Here is a 16,509-nt window from a genome sequence, read left to right on the forward strand (position 1 = left end):
TTGGTTATTGATTCAGATCAATTAAACATCTAGGATGCAACTTATGAAGTGACATTCTAGATGTTCAATTAAAAAGGATCCCTATGTTAGATCAAGCCACCATCGCAGTCATCAAAAGTACCATTCCTCTGCTCGAATCTGCGGGCCCAGCCCTGACCCAGCACTTCTATCAACGCATGTTCAGCCACAACCCGGAACTGAAGGATATCTTCAACCTGGCGCACCAGCGCAGTGGTGGTCAGCCGTTGGCGCTGTTCAATGCGGTGGCGGCCTATGCCAAGAATATCGACAACCTGGGCGCCCTCTCCGGCGCGGTGGAACGTATCGCCCACAAGCACACGGGTTTTCTGATCCAGCCAGAACAATATCACATTGTGGGTAGTCATCTCTTGGCCACGCTCAAAGAATTGGGCGGCAGTGCGGTCACCGACGAGGTACTGGACGCCTGGGGCAAGGCTTATGGGGTGCTGGCCAGCATCTTCATCGGCCGCGAGAGCGAGATCTATCAGGAGAAGGCACAGCAGCCGGGAGGCTGGCAAGGCACCCGCCCCTTCACCATTCGCGAGAAGCGCAAGGAGAGCGAACTCATCACCTCCTTCGTGCTGGCTCCCGCAGACGGAGAGGCCGTACTGAGCTTCAAGCCGGGACAATACCTCAGCATTCAGCTCAATCACCCCGAGCTCGAGTATCAGGAGATCCGCCAGTACTCCCTCTCCGACGCCCCCAATGGCCGCGACTACCGCATCAGCGTCAAGCGTGAGCCAGAGGGTCAGGCCTCCAACCTGCTGCACGACGTGCTGCAAGTCGGTGACGAGGTGGCCCTGATGCCGCCGACCGGTGACTTCTTCCTGCAGACCGATGCCCGTACGCCCGTGGTGCTGCTCAGCGCCGGCGTAGGCCTGACCCCCATGTTGAGCATGCTCAACCAGTTGCTGACAAAGGGCCATGATGCCGATATCCGCTGGCTGCACGCCTGCGAGCACGGGGCATTGCACGCCTTCAACGAGGAGATCCGGAACAAGAGCCGGCAACATGCCAATCTGGAGAGCCGGGTCTGGTATCGGGAACCACAGGCGCAGGATGCACAAGGGAAGGACTACGACTTCGCCGGCATGCTGAATATTGAACAGGTCAGCGGCCTCATCCCGGCCAATGCCCACTTCTACTTCTGCGGCCCGATCGCGTTCATGAAGTCTGTGAAGGGGCAATTGAGCGATCTCGGCGTGCCTGCCGACAAGATGCACTACGAAGTCTTTGGCCCCCACCAGGACTTCTAAGCCCGATATCCCCTTCAAAACAACGAGGCCCACCGTCAGGGTGGGCCTCGTCCTATTCGTCCGGCAAACTGGGCTTTAGCGCATAGCCTTGGCGCGGGCGATGGCATTGGCCGGCATGCGTTTGCCCAGTTGGCTCAGCAGGCTGGCCGCCTTCTGGTGAGTCGCCTTGTCACCGATGACGGCCCCGTGCAGCCAGTGATACGCCTCCTCGTAATCCAGCGGGCTCCCCATGCCTTGCAACAACATCTCCACCCACTCGATCTGGGCCCGCAAGAATCCCAGGCTCGCCGCTTCCCGCATCAGGGTCTCGGCACGTACCAGATCCTTCTGCACCAGTATCCCCTTCCAGTAGTAGCGGCCAAGCTGCTCCAGGGCCGGGGCCAATCCCTGATTGGCCGCCTCCCACATGTACTGGACCCCAATCTCCGCATTGGGTTTGATACAGACTCCCCAGGCCAGCATGTCTCCCAACAGGAACTGGTAGGCCGGGATCTTCATCACCGAGGCCCGCGCCTCGATGTCTTGGGTCAACTGGCACCTGTCCTGTTTTACCCGGGCCAGATGGCGCCCCTGTTCTATCCAGTTGAGCAGCTCATCCTGCCGATAGAGCGGCACCGCCTGTAGCTCTCCGCTGGCGATGGCAGCGGGGACCGCCGCCTTGGGCAGGGGGGCCGAAGCCTGAGCCTTGACCGGAGCCACCTGGACCGGAGCCAAGGGCGCCGTCACCGCCGCCGCGTCTTGCGGGGCAATGATTGGGGGGGCAATGGGAGCCGCGGAACCGATGGCAGCAGACGCCGGCAAGGCGTTCGTCAACGAGATCGCAGTCGAGGTCGGCGTCTCGACCAGGGGGGCTGCGGCGGCAGAGGAGGCCGGACTCAGGGTAGCGGAGGCGGCCGAAACACTCTCTGCCCCCTGCAAGGGGAGGCTGCATAGACAGATAAGGCCGACGAGGGAACTGGGTTTAATCATAAGGATCTCCTGCTGCCTCCTGTTATCGGCAGCCTCCCCCGTTTCGTTAGCGTCTCACCGGCACCAGAAACGACAAAGGGGAGCCGAAACTCCCCTTGTGACGACTCAAGCGGCTTACTTGACGAAGTCGATACCCAGCTGGATGTCGGCCTTCAGGGTGGCCAGCATGCTGTTCATGGCTTCTTGCTCGAAGGCGCTCAGCTTGCCGTAGTCCAGCACGGACTCGACGCCGTTCTTGCCAAGCAGCACCGGCTGCGCGAAGAAGGTGGCGTGCTCGCCGTTGCCTTCCACATAGGCGCACTCGATGACATTGGCTTCGCCCTGCAGACCCTTGATCAGGGACAGACCGAAACGGCAAGCAGCCTGACCCATGGAGAGGGTCGCGGAGCCGCCACCGGCCTTGGCTTCCACCACTTCGGTACCAGCGTTCTGGATACGCTTGGTCATGGCGGCGACTTCATCGGCGCTGAAGCTGGCCCCTTCGATCTGGGACAGCAGCGGCAGAATGGTCACGCCACTGTGGCCACCGATCACGTTGATGCGCACCTTGTCGACGTTCAGGCCCTTGGCCTCGGCCACGAAGGTTTCGCCACGGATGACGTCCAGGGTGGTCACGCCGAACAGGCGACGCTTGTCATAGACACCGGCCTTCTTCAGCACTTCGGCGGCGATGGCGACCGTGGTGTTGACCGGGTTGGTGATGATGCCGATCAGTGCCTTCGGGCAGCTGGCCGCGCACTTCTCGACCAGGTTCTTGACGATACCGGCGTTGATGTTGAACAGGTCGGAACGATCCATGCCGGGCTTGCGCGCCACGCCGGCGGAGATCAGTACGACATCGGCGCCAACCAGAGCCGGGCTCGGGTCTTCACCGCAGAAACCTTTTACTTTCACGTCAGTCGGGATGTGGCTCAGATCGGCTGCAACACCCGGGGTGACCGGGGCGATGTCATACAGGCTCAATTCGGAACCAGCAGGCAGGCGATTTTTCAACAGCAGAGCGAGGGCTTGGCCGATGCCACCGGCGGCACCCAGAACGGCAACTTTCATGATCAACTCCATGTTCAAGCGTAGGTTTAAGGTTGTTTCTTGTTGGGATTAAGACGGCTTCTTATTGTGGGCATCACCTTAAAGGATCCCCTGCTAAAAAACAATCTGATAACAGTTGTAATCACAGGTTCTGTGAGCCAGGGAACAGCGACGAGGAAAACAGAGCGGAATATGCGATTTATGGGAGGGAAAGCACAGATTTCCTGTGCTTCCTTGACCATTAAGAGGTAAATAACACTGCTTTATGACTGGAATGCCAGTGCCCGGCGCTCACACCAACGGAAACCAATTGTTAACAATCCATTCATGGTCAGGTAGAGGGCTCCCGCCACGGTGAACACGGCCAAGGTGTCATAGGTCTGGGCGTTGAGGCGCTGGGCCAGCCCCATGATGTCCATGATGGTGATGGTGCTGGCGAGCGAACTCCCCTTGAGCACCAGGATCACCTCGTTGGAGTAGGCGGGCACCAGCCGGCGGGCGGCGTGGCGAGCCTTCATCCACAGGGTCTGACCGGCGGAGAAGCCAAGCGCGCGGCAGGCTTCCACCTCGCCAGCGGGGATGGCGTCCAGCGCCCCCTTGAACAGCCGGGTGGAGTAGGCCGCGGTGTTGAAGCCGAGCGCCAGCACGGCGCAGAACCAGGGCTGCTTGAGCAGCGGCCAGAGCGGACTCGCTTTCAGCCATTCGAACTGGCCGGGACCGTAGTAGATGAGGAAGATCTGGATGAGCAGCGGTGTGCCGGTGAAGATCAGCACCCAGAGTTGCACCAGCTGGGTGGCGACCGGGATGCGACGCTCCAGCACCCAGGTCATGGCGACGGCGAGCAGCACGCCGAGCAACAGGCTCGATGCCGTGAGTTGCAGGGTGATGGCCAAGCCACCCAGCAGGGTCATGAGGTAATCCTGCATGGTCAGCCTCCGTAACGGCGGGTATAACGGGCAGCCTGCTTGAGGCCGAACTCACTCACCAGACTGATGGCCAGATAGATGAGGGCCGCGGCGGCATACCAGGTGAAGGGTTGATAGGTGCTGGCCGAGGCCATCTGGGCCTGTCGCATCATCTCGTTCACCCCGATGAGGGAGACCAGGGCCGTATCCTTGAGCAGCACCAGCCATTGGTTGCCGAGCCCGGGCAGGGCATGGCGCCAGGCCTGGGGCAGCACGATGCGAAAGAAGATATGTCCCTTGCCAAGCCCGAGGGCCAAGGCCGCCAGCCGTTGTCCGGCGGGCACCGCATTGAGGGCTGCCCGCAGGGTCTGGGTGGCATAGCTGGCAAACAGCAGGGAGAGCGCCAGCACGCCGCAGGCGAAGGGGCTGAACTCCACGTACTCGCCGGTGATGAGGAACAGCACCTGGGTCGAGCCGAAGTAGATGAACAGCACCACCAGCAACTCGGGCAGCCCGCGGATCAGGGTGGTCAGGGTGGCCACCGGCCACACCAGCCAGCCGCGCTTGCTGAGCTCGGCGGCGCTGAACCCCAGCGCCAGCACCATGCCCCCCGCCAGAGACGCCAGGGCCAGCCCCAGCGTCATCCAGGCCGCATCCAACAACAGACTCAACATGGCTTATTGCTGCGCGAAGTATTTGTCATAGATCTTCTGATAGGTGCCGTTGGCCTTGATCTCGGCCAGCCCCTTGTTCAGCTGGGTCAGCAGCTCTGTGTTGTCCTTGGCCACGGCGATGCCAAAACCGGTACCGAAGTACTTGGCGTCGGTCACGGGGGTGCCAATCACGCCGTAATCCTGGTGCTGCTTGAGCCACTCGGCGGCCACGGCGGTATCGGCGAAGACGCCGTCGGTGCGGCCGTTCATCATGTCGAGGAAAGCGCTCTGGTAGCTGGCATAGGGCACGGTGAGCAGGCCCTTGCTGATCCAGTTATCCACCAGGTAGGACTGGTGAGAGGAACCGTTCTGCACGCCGACCGTCTTGTCCACCAGATCTTCCGGTCCCTTGTAGGCGCCCTTCTTGGCGACGAAGACTGCGGAGTTCTCGTAATAGATGTCGGAGAAGTCGACCTGGGCGGCCCGCTCCGGGGTCACGTCCATGGCGGCGATGGCGGCGTCATAGCGACGGAACTTGAGGCTGGGGATCAGGCTGTCAAACGCCTGGTTGTGGAAGCTGCACTCCAGTTTGGCCTGGGCGCAGATGGCGCGGGCCAGATCGATGTCGAAGCCCTGGAACTCGTTCTTGTCGTCCAGGTATTCGAACGGCGCATAGGTAGCCTCGGTGGCGAACTTGATCTCCTTGGCCAGCACGGAGGTGCTCAGCAGGCCCATGGCCGCAACCAACAACAGACTCTTTTTCATGACAGCTTCCTTATCGACTCAATATCAATGCATCAAGAATTCGGCAAACCGGCTGGTTTGCGGGGCCTGGAAGATAGCGGCGCTACCGGATTCGATGATCCGCCCCTTCTCCAGATAGATCACCTGACTGGCCACCTTGCGGGCGAACTCCACCTCGTGGGTCACCACCACCTGGGTGATGCCGGTCTGGCTCAGGCCGCGGATAATCTCCGCCACCTCTTTGGTAATTTCAGGATCGAGCGCGGCGGTCGGCTCGTCGAACAGCAGTACCTGGGGATCCATCATCAGGGTGCGGGCGATGGCCACCCGCTGTTGCTGGCCACCGGAGAGGCGAGCAGGCCAGGCGTCGCGCTTGTCGGCGAGCTGCAGCTGGGCCAGCAGATAGGCCCCCTTGTCGATGGCGGCCTCACGGTTCATGCCGAGCACCTTGATGGGCGCCTCGATGAGGTTCTCCATCACGGTGAGATGGGGCCAGAGGTTGTACTGCTGAAAGACCATGCCCACCTTGCGGCGCAGGGCCTGGGCCTGGCGATTGAATTGCACCGCAGAGAGGTCGCTCGGGAAAGAAAATTCACTGTCGCCAATGCGCAGCACACCGGCATCCGGGGTATCCAGCAGGTTCATCATGCGCAGCAGGGAACTCTTGCCCGCACCGCTAGGGCCCAGCAATACCAAGGTTTCGCCGGGAGCGGTCTTAAAGCTGACCTGCTGCAGTACCTGCACCTTGTGCCAGGATTTCTCGATGCCGATTAATTCAATACCCATACGACCTAATTGAATAAGTTTTCAAAATTTCGTCCTGATTCTAGCGCTAGCATAAGTGGATGCAAGCTATATTTGAATCAATATGCAGAAGAAGCGCCGCTTCCTTGCCAAAACCGGCATATGAATGCAAAATAGCAGCGCTGTTCGTACCTGTCCCCTGAGCGTGACGGGCGACCACTCCCCTCATTCGTGAGTCCAAGATGAAACATAACGACAAGCAAGAAAAACTGGCCAAGGCCTTTAAAGCCCTGCTAAAAGAGGAGCGTTTTGGCTCCCAGGCAGAGATAGTCACTGCCTTGCAAGAGATGGGCTTCGAGAACATCAACCAATCCAAGGTATCGCGCATGCTGAGCCGCTTCGGCGCCGTCCGCACCCGCAATGCCAAGATGGAAATGGTCTACTGCCTGCCGGTGGAACTGGGTGTGCCGACCACCTCCAGCCCCCTCAAGAATCTGGTACTGGACGTCGACCACAATGGCGCCCTGGTGGTGATCCACACCAGTCCGGGTGCCGCCCAGCTGATCGCCCGCCTGCTCGACTCCCTCGGCAAGGCCGAAGGGATCCTCGGCACCATCGCCGGTGATGACACCATCTTCATCACCCCGACCAGCGACACCGATATCGAGGAACTCTACCTCTCGGCGCTCGAGCTGTTCGAACAGACCCCCTGATCGGGTTGCCACCCTGGCGGCGCCACGACCCGAACGAAAAATCCCGGCCTAGGCCGGGATTTTTGTTTTCTGGGCCGCCTGCTGGCGGCCTGACTTGCATCCGAGCTCTACTGCCCGGCGCCAGAGATGCGCCGACCGGGTCAGAGATCCATGCCGGAGCGCCCGCTCGGGCACATTTTTCAGCGCATTCGTGCTGTTATTTCCCCTGGGATAGCAGGAAATCTTGTGAAGGAGCGAAGAAGGCAGCCCCCGTCACCGCCTTGGTGAAACGCAGCAGGTGATCGTAGTGACTGCCCTCCCCCTTGTACATGCTGGCCAGCATGGCGTTGAAGTGCAGCGGCGTGCGGCAGCAGGAGATGAAGTAGAGCCCCTGCTCGCGCATGGTGCCCCAGGGCATGCTCTGGCGCAGTATCTCCATGGACTCCCCCTTGGGGGTCTTGAGGTTGACCCGTTTGATGTGGGAGGTCAGCGGCTTGTCGGCAGACTCGTATTCGATGTTGTCGGCCTTGGTGCGGCCGATGATGTCTTCCTGCTCCTTCAGAGCCAGCTTCTCCCAGTCCGCCAGGGCGTGAACCCAGCGCTGCACGTGGATGTAGGAACCACCGGCAAACTCGCCCCCTTCCAGCAGCGCCACCTCGGCCCGATGATCCTCTTGCGGATTCTCGGTGCCATCGACGAAGCCGGTCAGATCGCGGCAATCCAGGTTGCGGAAGCCGCGCACCTCTTCGGCCAACGCTGCCAGACCCGCCAGCAGCGCCATCACCCGCTGACCGGCGTGATGCAACACGTCCACCCGATCGGCGCGCAGTTGCACGAACAAGTCGAACGGGGTGTTCGGTGCCTCCTGACCGTTGGCAGACTGCGCCATGAAACCACGGAACTGGGGCGGGCGGGCAACCGGATAGACGGCATCCCACCCTTCGGCACCGACTGCCACCAGGCCGCTGAATGCGGCATCGGGGAAATCGGCACTCACCGCATCCCACAGCACAGGCAGCTTGGCCAGACGGGCCGCCAGCTCGGCGCCGTCACCGGTGCGATTGAACATCAGATAGAGGGCGTGCAGATTCGGCTCTGCGCAGATCCCGGCTTGGGCTTTCATTTCTCTCTCCAAAGACATTGGCTAGGGCATCGCGGGATTATAAACCGGAATGGGGCCAATTCCTTGATTTCACATCGCTATCGGCCACATCCCCAAACAGCACCAGGGCATGGGGGGCAACCGTCACCCTGGCACACTCTCCCTCGAGGGGCTCGCCAATGCTGGCCTCCAGCAGTTGATCCCCGCACGCCACCAGCACCCGGCAGTGGTGGCCGAGGAATTGCTGCTCCCGTATCAGCAGGTTCCCTTCAGTCGCCGCCGTCAGCACCAGCTGCTGGGGCCTGAGCATGAGTTGCAGCCGCTCGCCGACGGCCCGGCCATGGGGCTCATGGCCCGTTATCCGCCCCAACACAGTCTGCACGCCGTGGCTGTCCAGCACCTCGGCGGCCAGGTAGTTGACCCCGCCGAGAAATTCCGCCACGAAGCGGTTCTGTGGACGGCGATAGAGCTGTTCGGGCTCCCCCACCTGCTCGATGCGACCGGCCCGGAACAGCGCCAGCCGGTCGGCGAAGGCGAAGGCCTCCTCCTTGCTGTGGCTGACGAAGATGGCGCCGATGCCCTGGCGCTTGAGCAGGGCGCGGATCTCGAGGATGAGCTTCATCCGCACCTGGGTGTCGATGTTGGAGAAGGGCTCGTCCAGCAGCATCAGCCGCGGCTTGCACACCAGGGCGCGGGCGATGGCGACCCGTTGCTGTTGGCCGCCGGAGAGCTGATGGGGGTAGCGATCCCCCAACCCCTGCAGATTGACCAGGGCCAGCGCCTCCGTCACCTGCTGCTCACGCACACTGCGGCTCTGGCGGGTCAACCCGAAGCCGACGTTCTCGGCCACCGTCAGATGGGGGAAGAGGGCGTAATCCTGGAAGATCATGCCGATGTTGCGCGCCTCCGGCGCCAGGATCCGGCCCGGCCCATCCAGCAGGGTCTCGCCGAGCCGGATCTCCCCCTCAGCGAGCGGCAGCAGGCCGGCCACGGCCTTGAGCAGGGTCGTCTTGCCGCAGCCACTGGCCCCCAGCAGGCAGACGATCTCGTTGTCGGCCACCTGCAGTGAGAGCTGTTCCAGCACGGGCCGACCGTTGTAGTGACAGCTGACCTTCTCGATATTCAGACAAGACAAGGCTCGTCTCCTTTGTTCTTTTACCCAGGCTGGACGCGGGCTCAGTGCCCCTGACTGTCCAGGTTGCGGTTGATCCAGATGAGCGGCACCAGCCCCACCAGTACGATGACGATGGCACCGAGCGCCCCCCGCTCCAGCATCTCGTCCGAGACAAACTGATAGACATGGGTCGCCAGGGTCTCGAAGTTGAAGGGGCGCAGCAGCAGGGCGGCGGGCAACTCCTTCATGGATTCGATGAATACCAGCAGGGCGCCGGCGAACAGGCCGCGCCGCACCAGGGGCAGGTGTATTCGTCGCAACATGCCGCCGCTCCCCTGACCCAGGGAGCGGGCCGCCGCATCCAGACTCGGGGAGATCTTGCCCATGCTGCTCTCCACCGATCCGATGGCGATGGCCACGAAGCGCACCAGATAGCCAAACACGATGGCGGTGAGGGTGCCGGTCAGCAACAGACCGGGCCCCTGCATGCCGAGCCACTCGGCCAGATCGTTGATGCCAAAGTCCAATGCGGTCAGGGGGACCAGCACCCCGATGGCGAGCACGGTGCCCGGCATGGCGTACCCCAGGCTGGCGATGCGCAGGGGCAGGAGGCTGCGAGCGTCCCCATCGAGGCGACGGCAGAAGCCGAGCAGCAGGGCGACGGCCATGGCCAGCAGGGCGGTCAGCGCCGATATAGCCAAACTGTTGCCGGCGAAGCGCACAAACTCCGGCGTCCAGGAGAGCGCGAAGTAGCGTACCCCGTAATCGAGCAGGATGGCGAACGGCAAGGCGAAGCCCGCCAGTACCAGCCCCCAGCACCAGAGCCCGGCGAGCAGGCGCCAGCCACCTTCGAGGGGATAGCGCAGCGGCGCCTCATGGCCCATGGATTTCTGGAACACCTGCTGACGCCGGCGGGAGCGGCGCTCGATGGCGATGAGCAGCACCACCGCCAGCAGCATCAGGCAGGAGAGCTTGGCGGCGGTGGCCAGGCTGCCATAGCCGAGCCAGGTGTCGTAGATGGCCGTCGTCAGGGTATTGAGGGCGAAGAAGTGGACGGTGGCAAAGTCCGCCAGGGTCTCCATTGCCACCAGTGACGCGGCCACCATGATGGCGGGGCGCGCCATCGGCAGGCTCAGACGGCGAAAACTCTGCCAGGGGGTACAGCCGAGCAAGCGGCTGGAGTGAATGAGGCTGACCGACTGCTCAAGAAAAGAGGCGCGGGCCAGCAGGTAGACATAGGGGAAGAGCACCAGTGCCAGCACCCAGGCCGCCCCCCCCAGGGTGCGGATGGCCGGGAACCAGTAATCGGCCGGACTCTGCCAGCCAAACAGGGCGCGCAGCCCCGCCTGCAAGGGGCCCGAGTAGTCCAGCAGATCCGTGTAGACGTAAGCGACGATATAGGACGGCATCGCCATGGGCAGCATCAGTGCCCACTGCAACGCCCGGCGGCCAGGCACCTGGCACATGGCCACCAGCCAGGCGGTCGGCACCCCGAACAACAGGCTGAGCCCCACCACCCCCAGCACCAGTCCGGCGGTGTTGGCGAGGTAGTTCGGCAAGACGGTATCGGCGAGATGGGCGAACAGGGCGCCGTCCGCCGAGAAGGCGGAGAAGACGAGGGCGATGACGGGCAAACCCAGCAGCAGGGCACTCGCCCAGCTGCCGGCAATCCAGACAGGATGTTTCATGAGATCACAAGGTTTGATGGGGCCAGCGGCCCCATCCGATTACAGGTCGAACTTCACTTCATCCAGCAGTTGCAGGGCATCCTTGCGGTGCTTGGCGTAGTCGCTGACCGGCAGGGTGTCAGACTTGAAGCTGCCCCAGGACTTGACCATGGCGGAAGGCTCCACCCCGGCCTTGACCGGATACTCGGCATTCACGTCCGCGTACAGGTGCTGGGCGGTGTCGCCGGAGAGGAACTCCATCAGCTTCTGGGCCGCTTCCTTGTTCTTGGCGTACTTGGTCATGGCCACGCCGCTCACGTTGACGTGGGCACCGCGATCGGCCTGGTTCGGGAAGTTGATCTCCACCGCATCGGCCCAGGACTTCTGCGCCGGATCCTTCAGCATGGCGCCGAGGTAGTAGCTGTTGCCCAGCGATACGTCACAGATACCGTCCTTGATCGCCTTGACCTGATCCCGGTCGTTGCCCTGGGGCTTGCGCGCCAGGTTGGCCTTGACCCCTTCCAGCCAGGTCTTGGTGTCGGCCATGCCGTGGTGGACGATCATCGAGGAGACCAGGGCCACGTTGTAATCGTGCTTGCCGCTGCGAGTACAGATTTTCCCTTTGAATTCAGGCTTCACCAGATCTTCGTAGCGAATGGTATCGAGCTTGCCGAGACGATCCTTGCTGGAGTAGATGGCACGCACCCGGGTGGTCAGGGCAAACCACTTGTTGTCCGGATCCCGGTAGATGGAGGGGATGTTCTCCTGCAGGGTCTTGCTGTCCACCGCTTGCACCAGATCCTTGTCCACCAGATCGGTCAGGCGGCTGATGTCGACGGTCAGCATCAGGTCAGCCGGGGAGAGCTTGCCTTCCCGCTCCAGACGCTCGTTCAGCCCCTCTTTGGCGAACACCACGTTGACCTTGATCCCCGTCTCCTTCTCGAACTGCTGGATGATGGGTTTGATCAGCTCATCCTGGCGGTTGGAGTAGACATTCACTTCTGCGGCGGCAAAGGCCGACTGGGCGACCAGAGTGGAGAAAGCCAGCGCCAGCATCTTCATTTTCATCGTCATCCGTTCCTTGTGTTGCGTGTCGTTGAGAATTGTTTTTGTTTGCATTCTGCACGAGGCGCAACCCAGGGATCAAGGCGATTCCGGGAGGTAGGATCACATATTTAACCATTGACTAAACAAAAAGGCCGGATGGCATAGCCTCCGGCCTATCAATGATAATTCACTCTATTACTGCCTCGATCTGGCACGGTATGCTGCCCATCCCCCTTCCAACCCGCGAAACGAGGGATCGGGCCGCGCGAGGATCAGAGCGCCTCGTCGTCGCTCTCGCCGGTACGGATCCGCACCGCCTGCAGCAGGTCGTAGACGAAGATCTTGCCGTCGCCGATCTTGCCGGTGTAGGCCGCCTTGCAGATCGCCTCGATCACCCCTTCCACGTTGTCGTCGGCGGTGGCGATCTCCAGCTTCACCTTGGGCAGGAAGTCGACCTGGTACTCGGCTCCCCGGTATAATTCGGTATGCCCCTTCTGGCGGCCGAAGCCCTTGACCTCGGATACCGTCAGGCCTTCGACCCCCAGGCTGGCGATGGCCTCGCGCACATCGTCCAACTTGAAGGGTTTGATAATCGCAGTAATCAGCTTCATCTGGTTGCTCCCAATCCATGGTATGTCGTGGAAGAGTCATCAATTCTTGTGCCAAGTATTTTTATTGTTTATTTTCATCAAGATAGCCTTTAACCCTTGGGCCATCAGGGTCCGGGATCACCAAGGAAGCGCAACTCGCCCCAATATGAGGCACCAAGCTGCACCAGACTCCCTTGATGCACCAAATGAGAGCATCGCCCCATGTTAGTCATCTCCAACAGCGTCACCATTCCCTGGCATGAGCTGCAATTCCAGACCATGCGCGCCCAGGGCAACGGCGGTCAGCACGTCAACAAGACGGACTCCGCCGTCTGGCTGCGCTTCGATTACCGGGACTCTCCCAGCCTGACACCGCTCTACAAGGAGGGGCTGGAGAAGCTCGCCGACAGCCGGATCCACGATGGCTTCATCCAGATCAGGGTCGAGACCCATCGCAGCCAGGACATGAATCGCAAGGAGGCCATGAACCGCCTGGTGGAGTTGCTGAAAAAAGCCGCCTGGCGCCCCAAGGCGCGCCACGCCACCAAACCGACCCGCAGCTCCCAGCGCAAACGGGTCGATGCCAAGAAGCGCAAGGGGGAGATAAAATCCACCCGCGGCAAACCCGGGCTGGATTAGCCCAGAATGCGCGCCATGAGGTGCAGAGAAGCAACATGCAGATAAGATACGACTTTTGTGACAGTGCCCATGGCCCCCTGCTCGTCGCCATCGACGCCCGGGGTCTGCGGTTTGTGGAGTTCGTGCGAGGGGAGAGACCCATAGTGCCGGCCCCGGAGTGGTTGCAAGACCCGCAGGCCCTCGCCCCCTATCTCGCCCAGTTCGAGGCCTACTTTGCCGGCCAGCTGCAGCGCTTCGATCTGCCCCTTGCTGCCCGTGGCACCGACTTCCAGCAAGCCGTGTGGGGGGCCCTGTGCGACATTCCCTATGGCGAGACCGTCAGCTATCTCGACATCGCCAGCGCCATCGGCAACCCCAAGGCGGTGCGCGCCGTGGGAGCCGCCAACGGCCAGAACCCCTTGAGCATCATAGTGCCCTGCCATCGCGTCATCGGCCGCAGCGGCAAGCTGGTCGGCTACGGGGGCGGACTGCCCATCAAGCAGTGGCTGCTCTCCCTGGAACAGAGTCACCGGGACTTTGTCCTCACCCCCTGACGGCGCCGCCCTGTCCCTTCAATGCCAATGATTGCTCGTCTAGCCCAGAGCCAGCGGGGCCCCATCCTCACCGCCTGACAGCCGCAGGCCTCCGGGGATCTCTTCTCCCCCGATCCCGGGGGAGCAAAACATCCCGTCCATGCTGCCAATAATGAATCCATCAAAATAAAGTGCTGATTATTTAAATAAACACAGCATCACAGGCGTGCCCCATGAATACTGGGCAGCGTTTATCAAAATGAACACAGTATGAAGAATCGCCTCAGAAGGGCTTCAGAGAAAGGGAGGCATGATGACCCTGTACCTGGGTGGCATGGCTCATCCCTCATCCAGGTCGCACCCATGTGACGCTTCCAATCTGTCTTTTTCCCCGCGCCTCCCCAGAGGCGCTTTTTTTTGCCTGCCATCCGGCCACAAAAAAGCCCGCCGAAGCGGGCCCTGACCGGAAGGTGCTAGCTTCGGTGGTCAATCAGAGGCTGAGGAACAGACCCGCGAGGGAGGCGCTCATCAGGTTCGCCAGCACGCCGGCCAGGATGGCACGCATGCCGTAGCGGGCGATGAAGGCCTTGCGCTCCGGCACCATGGCTCCCAGGCCACCGATCAGGATCGCCATGGAGGAGATGTTGGCAAAGCCGCACAGGGCGAAGGTGACGATGGCCTTGCTCGACTCGTTCAGGGTCTGATCCTGCACCAGGGCGATGAAGGCGACGAATTCGTTGATGACGATCTTGGTACCGATAAGCGCCCCGGCGGCCTGAGCCTGATCCCAGGGCACCCCGATGAGCCAGGAGACGGGAGCAAACAGCCAGCCCAGGATGATCTGGAAGCTCAGCTCCAGCCCCACCAGATCCCCGGCCCAGCCCAGCAGGCCGTTGAGCAGGGCGATCACCCCGACGAAGGCCAGCAGGGTCGCCCCCACCGCCACCGCGATGTTCAGGCCGGACATGGCCCCGTCAGCCGCCGCCTCGATGACGTTGGTGGCACGGGGGATCTCCACGTCCTCATGGTGATCCACTTCCTGTTCACCCGGCGGCACCAGGATCTTGGCCATGGCCAGACCGGCAGGGGCCGACATGAAGGCCGCCGCAATCAGGTATTTCAGCTCGACCCCGATGCTGGCATAGCCCACGAGCGTGCCACCGGCCACCGAGGCCAGGCCGCAGCTCATCACCGCGAAGAACTGGGAGTCGGACATCTTGGAGAGGTAGGGCTTGACCACCAGGGGCGCTTCCACCATGCCGACGAAGATGTTGGCGGTGGCGGAGAGGCTCTCGGCGCGGCCGGTACCCAGCAGCTTCTGCAAGCCACCCCCCAGCAGAGCGATCACCTTGGGCATCAGGCCGATGTGGTAGAGGATGGCGATGAGGGCGGAGAAGAAGATGATCACCGGCAACACGTTGAAGGCGAAGATGAAGCCCAGCTTGAACTTGGCGAGATCCCCGAACAGGAAGGCGATCCCCTCCTGGCCGTAACCGATCACGCTGCTGACGCTCTCGCTCACGCCGTTCAGCACGTGCTGACCCGCGGGCAGCCAGAGTACCAGGGCGGCGAAGAGCACTTGCAGGCAGAGGGCGAAGCCCACTGTTCGCAACGGGATACGACGACGATTATCAGAGCAGAGTACGGCCATGGCCAGAATACTCAGCATGCCGAGCAGGGCGATCATAGGGAGTCCATCGAGTGAGATAAAAGATGGGCGCGGATTCTGCGCCCCCTCCCCCATCACTGCAAGCCCGCCCGGTTACAGCCCTGTTAGCAAAAACGTTTTCACGATATCGGTTGCGGCAAGCTGCTGATTTCGCTGATCTTTGATATCACGAGAAAGCCAGTGTTCTTATATGGAAACGATCATTCCTCCCTGCCGGACAATTTGCCCCCGAGCCAGGGGCTGAGCCGCTGCTCCCAATAAGGGGTGGGGCCGAAGCTCTCCTTGAGGAAGTCGATGAACAGGCGGATCTTGGGATCCAGGTGCTCGCGCCTGGCATAGACGGCGTGTACCGCCATCTTCTGGTTCGGCCGCCACTGGGGCAGCAGGGGAATGAGCTGACCGCTCTGCAACTCCTTGTCCAGCAAGTAGTTGGCCACATAGGCGATGCCGAGACCGGCCAGCGCCGCGTCCCGCACCGCCTCCGCCAGATCCACCCGGTAGTTGCCCGCCACCTGCACCGTCTGGCGCTCCTTGCCCTGGCGAAACGACCACTCGTGATAACGCCGCTCCCGGCTCTGATAGGTGATGCAGTTGTGCTGGGCGAGATCCTTGGGTTGCAGCGGCGTACCGTGGCTCAACAGGTAGTCCGGCGAGGCCACCAGCACGAAGCCGATGTCCGCCAGTCGCTGCCCCACCAGGGCTTGCGGCTTGTCCTCATAGGTGGTGATCCAGAGATCCAGCCCCTCGTCCACCAGGTTGGTGCGGTGATCGAACAGGGACACCTCCAGCTCCAGCTCGGGATAGCGCGCCTGAAACGCCTTGAGCCGCGGGATCACGTGCAACCGGCCGAAGGACTGGCCGACCCCGAGGTGCAGCACCCCGCTCACCTTGCCGCGGCGCTCCGCCACCATGGAGTCCGCCTCCAGCGCCACCGCCACCAGGGCCCGGCAGTGGCGGGCATACTCCTGACCGAGGTCGGTCAGGGCGAAGCGGCGGGTGGTGCGCTGCACCAGCTGGGCGCCTAGTTCGGCCTCCAGCAGGGCCAGCTGCTTGCTGATGTGGGACTTGGAGACCCCGAGCCGGCGCGCGGCCGCCGAGATGCCCTGTTCACGGACCAGGGCATCGAAGATCACCATTTGGGGCAGACGTTGCAGCA

17 protein-coding genes are annotated in these 16,509 nt (G+C 62.0%); 4 read left to right on the plus strand and 13 right to left on the minus strand.

Annotated elements, in window-relative coordinates; genetic code table 11:
- Positions 1–83 precede the first annotated feature (83 nt).
- Positions 84–1,277 carry an NO-inducible flavohemoprotein gene (hmpA, locus tag ACW5W7_RS09230; RefSeq protein WP_456501502.1) on the plus strand — a complete coding sequence of 398 codons (1,194 nt, stop codon included), beginning with the start codon at positions 84–86 and terminating at the stop codon, positions 1,275–1,277.
- Positions 1,278–1,352: 75 nt separating this feature from the next.
- On the opposite strand, the gene ACW5W7_RS09235 is transcribed toward hmpA, so the two are convergent.
- From ACW5W7_RS09235 to ACW5W7_RS09260, 6 genes are all read right to left on the minus strand, one after another.
- Complete coding sequence (locus ACW5W7_RS09235; RefSeq protein WP_456501625.1) at positions 1,353–1,943, minus strand: tetratricopeptide repeat protein; 591 nt, start codon at positions 1,941–1,943, stop codon at positions 1,353–1,355.
- Between the two features lie 417 nt (positions 1,944–2,360).
- Entirely contained in the window at positions 2,361–3,296 is a 936-nt protein-coding gene (mdh, locus tag ACW5W7_RS09240) for a malate dehydrogenase (protein WP_349919683.1), read from the minus strand.
- Positions 3,297–3,538: 242 nt separating this feature from the next.
- Entirely contained in the window at positions 3,539–4,201 is a 663-nt protein-coding gene (gene artM, locus ACW5W7_RS09245; protein ID WP_456501503.1) for an arginine ABC transporter permease ArtM, read from the minus strand.
- A gap of 2 nt (positions 4,202–4,203) precedes the next feature.
- On the minus strand, positions 4,204–4,854 hold the full coding sequence (gene artQ, locus ACW5W7_RS09250) for an arginine ABC transporter permease ArtQ (protein WP_349919685.1): 651 nt from the start codon (positions 4,852–4,854) through the stop codon (positions 4,204–4,206).
- A 3-nt stretch (positions 4,855–4,857) separates the two neighbouring features.
- Positions 4,858–5,598, minus strand: a complete 741-nt coding sequence (locus tag ACW5W7_RS09255; protein ID WP_349919687.1) for a transporter substrate-binding domain-containing protein — start codon at positions 5,596–5,598, stop codon at positions 4,858–4,860.
- Between the two features lie 24 nt (positions 5,599–5,622).
- Positions 5,623–6,363 (minus strand): ATP-binding cassette domain-containing protein, encoded by a 741-nt coding sequence (locus tag ACW5W7_RS09260; RefSeq protein WP_349919688.1) that lies wholly within the window; start codon positions 6,361–6,363, stop codon positions 5,623–5,625.
- Between the two features lie 200 nt (positions 6,364–6,563).
- Between ACW5W7_RS09260 and argR the strand changes: the two genes are divergently transcribed.
- A complete protein-coding gene (argR, locus tag ACW5W7_RS09265) occupies positions 6,564–7,034 on the plus strand; it encodes a transcriptional regulator ArgR (RefSeq protein WP_005308670.1) in 471 nt (156 codons plus the stop codon).
- A 196-nt stretch (positions 7,035–7,230) separates the two neighbouring features.
- On the opposite strand, the gene ACW5W7_RS09270 is transcribed toward argR, so the two are convergent.
- The 5 genes from ACW5W7_RS09270 to glnK all read right to left on the minus strand — a co-directional run bounded on the left by ACW5W7_RS09270 (position 7,231) and on the right by glnK (position 12,554).
- Positions 7,231–8,136, minus strand: a complete 906-nt coding sequence (locus ACW5W7_RS09270; protein WP_456501504.1) for a Dyp-type peroxidase — start codon at positions 8,134–8,136, stop codon at positions 7,231–7,233.
- Positions 8,137–8,173: 37 nt separating this feature from the next.
- On the minus strand, positions 8,174–9,250 hold the full coding sequence (locus ACW5W7_RS09275) for an ABC transporter ATP-binding protein (RefSeq protein WP_456501505.1): 1,077 nt from the start codon (positions 9,248–9,250) through the stop codon (positions 8,174–8,176).
- Between the two features lie 41 nt (positions 9,251–9,291).
- Positions 9,292–10,917, minus strand: a complete 1,626-nt coding sequence (locus tag ACW5W7_RS09280) for an ABC transporter permease (protein ID WP_456501506.1) — start codon at positions 10,915–10,917, stop codon at positions 9,292–9,294.
- Between the two features lie 39 nt (positions 10,918–10,956).
- On the minus strand, positions 10,957–11,964 hold the full coding sequence (locus tag ACW5W7_RS09285; RefSeq protein ID WP_349919695.1) for a Fe(3+) ABC transporter substrate-binding protein: 1,008 nt from the start codon (positions 11,962–11,964) through the stop codon (positions 10,957–10,959).
- 251 nt (positions 11,965–12,215) lie between these two features.
- On the minus strand, positions 12,216–12,554 hold the full coding sequence (glnK, locus tag ACW5W7_RS09290; RefSeq protein ID WP_169046793.1) for a P-II family nitrogen regulator: 339 nt from the start codon (positions 12,552–12,554) through the stop codon (positions 12,216–12,218).
- A gap of 201 nt (positions 12,555–12,755) precedes the next feature.
- Between glnK and arfB the strand changes: the two genes are divergently transcribed.
- Both arfB and ACW5W7_RS09300 read left to right on the plus strand, forming a co-directional pair.
- Positions 12,756–13,172: an alternative ribosome rescue aminoacyl-tRNA hydrolase ArfB gene (gene arfB, locus ACW5W7_RS09295; protein WP_456501507.1), complete on the plus strand. Its 417-nt coding sequence runs from the start codon at positions 12,756–12,758 to the stop codon at positions 13,170–13,172.
- A gap of 41 nt (positions 13,173–13,213) precedes the next feature.
- On the plus strand, positions 13,214–13,705 hold the full coding sequence (locus tag ACW5W7_RS09300) for a methylated-DNA--[protein]-cysteine S-methyltransferase (protein ID WP_456501626.1): 492 nt from the start codon (positions 13,214–13,216) through the stop codon (positions 13,703–13,705).
- A 469-nt stretch (positions 13,706–14,174) separates the two neighbouring features.
- Here ACW5W7_RS09300 and ACW5W7_RS09305 read toward each other — a convergent pair whose 3' ends face one another.
- On the minus strand, positions 14,175–15,371 hold the full coding sequence (locus ACW5W7_RS09305; RefSeq protein ID WP_434664294.1) for a NupC/NupG family nucleoside CNT transporter: 1,197 nt from the start codon (positions 15,369–15,371) through the stop codon (positions 14,175–14,177).
- 182 nt (positions 15,372–15,553) lie between these two features.
- Complete coding sequence (locus ACW5W7_RS09310) at positions 15,554–16,489, minus strand: LysR substrate-binding domain-containing protein (protein WP_434668511.1); 936 nt, start codon at positions 16,487–16,489, stop codon at positions 15,554–15,556.
- Positions 16,490–16,509 lie beyond the last annotated feature (20 nt).

It is taken from the genome of Aeromonas intestinalis (assembly GCF_054052485.1).